General features: G+C 61.4%; 4 protein-coding genes. All 4 read left to right on the top strand.

The features are described 5' to 3' along the window. Window positions 1-444: TOBE domain-containing protein (locus AC1D1Z_RS34585; protein WP_477853301.1), on the top strand; the 444-nt coding region annotated here is incomplete at its 5' end. A 15-nt stretch (window positions 445-459) separates the two neighbouring features. Further along, window positions 460-2,010, top strand: a complete 1,551-nt coding sequence (locus tag AC1D1Z_RS34580; RefSeq protein ID WP_446981254.1) for a GMC oxidoreductase — start codon at window positions 460-462, stop codon at window positions 2,008-2,010. Between the two features lies 1 nt (window position 2,011). After that, entirely contained in the window at window positions 2,012-3,667 is a 1,656-nt protein-coding gene (locus AC1D1Z_RS34575) for a GMC family oxidoreductase (RefSeq protein ID WP_446981255.1), read from the top strand. Window positions 3,668-3,691: 24 nt separating this feature from the next. Next, the coding region (locus AC1D1Z_RS34570) for a Gfo/Idh/MocA family protein (protein WP_477853299.1) at window positions 3,692-4,265 on the top strand (574 nt) is incomplete at its 3' end.

Here is a 4,265-nt window from a genome sequence, read left to right as displayed (position 1 = left end):
CCCTCCAACATCTTCGTCGCCGACTTCATGGGATCGCCGGCAATGAACCTGCTCACCGCCACCGTCGAGAACGGCGCCGGCGGGCTCGAAGTCTCGCTGGACCGGCCGAATGCCGCCCCGCTGAGGTTCCCGGTCATCGCAGGCAACAATGGCCTGACCGCCTATACCGGCAAACAAGTGATCTTCGGCATCCGGCCGGAGGCCTTGACCGATCCCGATGGCGCCGACCGCAAGGCGCGCTCGCTGACCGAGGGTGACTGCCTGATCGAGGTGGTCGAGCCGGCCGGCTCCGACACCTTCGCCGTCACCAAGCTCGGCGGCAAATCCGTCGTCGCCCGCCTGCGCGCCGATACCGGCATCGCTCCAGGACAAAACACCCGCCTCGCCTTCAATCTCGATAAGGCCGTCTTCTTCGATCCCGAGAGCCAGGCGCGGATCGTGTGATGGCCAGGTGCTAACATGAGCAGTTCACCTGACATCGTCATCATCGGTTCAGGCATCGGCGGCGCCACGGTCGCGGCCGGCCTGGCCGCGACCGGCGCGCAGATATTGATCCTCGAAGCCGGCGATCATATCGCCGACCTTCCGGTCAACCGCGACCAACGCGCGATCTTCCAGCGGGGACATTTTCGACCGAAGGAAACCTGGTACGAGGCGAACGGCAAGGGATTCAATCCCGGAAACTATTACAATGTTGGCGGGAATTCGAAGTTCTACGGCGCCGTTCTGTCGCGCTATCGCAAAGAGGATTTCGCAGTCATCGAACACCGCGAGGGTGTATCTCCAGCCTGGCCGTTTCCCTACGAAGCCCTGGAGCCATGGTACTGCCAGGCGGAGCGCATGTACCAGGTCCGTGGCAGTCTGGGCGAAGATCCCACCGAGCCGCACCACACGGCTGCCTACGAATACCCGCCAGTCCCCGACGAGGCGCCGATTGCCGATGTCAGGGCGCGCCTCAAGCAGAATGGCCTGCATCCGTTTTCCCTACCGCTCGGCCTGGATCTTGACGCCTGGCTCTCCAAAGCACGCACGCCATGGGATGCGCATCCAAACGCACGGGACGGCAAGATGGATGCCGAGACTGCAGCCCTCGCAGTGGCGCTGAGACACGAGAACGTGCGGCTCGAAACCACTGCGCGTGTAACGAGGCTCGACCTTGGAGCGGGGAGCCGGATCGACCAGGTGACCTACATCAAGAACGGGCAGACGGTGACTGTTTCGCCTAAGATCGTGATCCTCTCCGCCGGGGCAGTCCAATCATCCGTGCTTTTGCTGCGTTCGAAAAACGACCGCTTGCCAAAGGGTCTGGCGAACTCTTCCGACCAGGTGGGCCGCAACTTCATGAATCACAATGCGTCCGCCGTCATCGGGGTCTCGCCGCGGTTCAGGAACACCTCCATCTACCAGAAGACGTTTGCCTTCAACGACTTCTATCTCTCCGACGGGGAGGGCGGACCGCCCCTCGGCAACGTGCAGCTCCTCGGTCGCATCTCTGAAAAGGTCCTCAAGGGCTCTCTGCCGCAGGCTCCGGAGTGGCTTCTGCGCTTCATCACGGGCCATGCCATCGACTTCTATGCGATGAGCGAGGACGTTCCCAATCCCGAAAGCCGTGTCATGGTGGATGGAGACCGGATAATTCTCCAATGGCAACGAACCAACTGGGACGCCCACCTCGCACTTGTCGCCAAGTTGAAGCGGATTCTGAAGTCGATCGGATTTCCGATCGTGCTGTCGAGACCCTTCGATAAGCGCACGCCCTCGCATCAGTGCGGAACGATCCGCATTGGAAACGATCCCGCGACTGCGCCGCTGAACGCGTACTGCCGTTCGTATGATCACGAAAATCTCTTCGTCGTCGACGCCAGTTTCCTCCCCACCTCGGCCGCGGTGAATCCTGCGCTCACCATCGCCGCCCAAGCGCTGAGAGTGGCAGATCATATCGCGTCGAACGACTTTGCAGGCATGACACAGGCGCTGGCGGTCGCCAGGCCGGATGCAACAGGACAGTAAAATGGGATTCGATTACATCATCACTGGCGCCGGTCCGGCAGGATGCGTTCTTGCGAGCCGGCTGAGCGAAGATCCCGATGTCAGCGTGCTCCTGCTCGAAGCGGGCGGAGGCGACTGGAATCCGCTCTTTCACATGCCGGCCGGCTTCGCCAAGATGACCAAAGGCGTTGCCAGCTGGGGATGGGAAACTGTTCCCCAGAAGCACATGAAAGGTCGGGTGCTTCGCTATACGCAGGCGAAAGTCATCGGCGGTGGCTCGTCCATCAACGCCCAGCTCTATACACGCGGAAACGCGGCGGATTATGACCTCTGGGCTCGTGAAGACGGTTGCGAGGGCTGGGACTACCGCTCGATCCTTCCCTATTTCAAACGCGCGGAGGACAATCAGCGCTTCGCTGACGACTATCACTCCTATGGCGGTCCGCTGGGCGTCTCGATGCCGGCTGCGCCGTTGCCGATCTGCGACGCCTATATCCGTGCAGGGCAGGAGCTCGGCATTCCCTATAATCACGACTTCAACGGACGCCAGCAGGCGGGAGTGGGATTTTATCAGCTCACGCAGCGCAACCGCCGCCGGTCGTCGGCTTCGCTCGCCTATCTCTCCCCGATCAAGGACCGGAAGAACCTGACGGTCCGGACGGGCGCGCGCGTCGCCCGTATTATCGTGGAGGGAGCCCGTGCGACAGGCGTCGAAATCGTGACCTCTCGCGGCTTGGAGATCGTGCGCGCCGAACGCGAAGTGCTGGTGTCATCGGGCGCGATCGGATCGCCGAAGCTGCTTTTGCAGTCCGGCATAGGACCGGCCGACCATCTGCGGTCTGTGGGCGTCGAGGTGCTCCACGATCTGCCGGGTGTCGGCGAAAACCTGCAGGATCACCTGGATCTTTTCGTCATCGCTGAATGCACGGGCGATCACACCTATGATGGCGTTGCAAAACTCCACCGGACACTTTGGGCCGGGATTCAATACGTCCTGTTCCGCACCGGTCCTGTCGCCTCGTCGCTCTTCGAGACCGGCGGCTTCTGGTACGCCGATCCGCAAGCCCGTTCTCCTGATATCCAGTTCCATCTCGGCCTGGGTTCGGGCATCGAAGCGGGTGTCGAGCGGCTCAAGAATGCGGGCGTGACACTTAATTCCGCCTATCTGCATCCGCGCTCGCGGGGGACAGTCCGTCTGTCATCCTCTGACCCGGCCGCCTCTCCATTGATCGATCCCAACTACTGGTCCGATCCGCACGACAGGACGATGTCGCTGGAAGGGCTCAAGATCGCGCGCGAGATCATGCAACAGGCGGCGCTGAAGCCCTATGTCATGGCCGAAAGGCTTCCAGGACCGAAGGTCATGACCGACGAAGAGCTTTTCGACTACGGCTGCGCCAACGCAAAGACCGACCATCATCCGGTGGGCACCTGCAAGATGGGGAGAGGGCCTGATGCGGTTGTCGGGCTTGATCTCAAGGTCCATGGCCTGGAAGGCCTCAGGGTCTGCGATTCATCCGTCATGCCGCGCGTGCCGTCATGCAATACCAATGCTCCGACGATCATGGTTGGCGAAAAGGGATCTGACCTCATCCGAGGCTTGCCGGCACTTGCCCCCACCATCTTCGCCTACGAACGCAACGATGCGAGGCCTCGGGCCCGCGCCGAAATCCGGTAAGCCATCTCGAGAGGAGAGACGACAATGTCTGAAGTCAGAGTTGCAGTGCTGGGCGCCTCGGGCTGGATGGGAAAGGTCCACACGATGGCCTATCAGACCTTTCCGCATTTCTTCGGAGTGTCGGACGGAACGGCACGGATCGTGGCTCTCGTCGAAGGTCCCTCGAAGGCAGCCGGGGATCTTTCCCACAGGGCGCCGGGTGCAAGAATTCTTCAGGATTGGAATCTCGCGGTCGCCGATCCTGATGTCGATCTGATCGATATCTGCCTGCCCGACCACCTTCATTACCAAGTGGCCAAGGCGGCCTTGCTGGCCGGCAAACATGTCTATTGCGAGAAGCCGTTGGCAAACACCGCCGCTGAAGCGCGGGAACTGGCCGACATCGCCCGGGCGAAGGGTGTCATTACCCGCGTTGGACACGCCTTTCCTCGGAATCCCGTCCATGATCTGGCGAAAGACATCATTCAATCTGGCGAAATCGGCGAGATCAAGCTGTTTCGCGGCTGCCAGCACGTCGACATGTATGGCGATCCCTACGCGCCCTTCATGTGGCGCGCCGATGGAAAGCTTGCGCCGACCGGGATCGTCGGTGATACCG

Source organism: Rhizobium sp. P1_E1 (genome assembly GCF_056406015.1).
Note: the sequence above shows the minus strand (reverse complement) of the source record. Positions and strands in the feature narration are given on the sequence as shown.

Excerpts from the sequence above, each read along its gene's own strand:
- AC1D1Z_RS34580 (WP_446981254.1), top strand. The coding sequence starts at position 460 with ATGAGCAGTTCACCTGACATCGTCATCATCGGTTCAGGCATCGGCGGC.
- AC1D1Z_RS34575 (WP_446981255.1), top strand. The coding sequence starts at position 2,012 with ATGGGATTCGATTACATCATCACTGGCGCCGGTCCGGCAGGATGCGTT.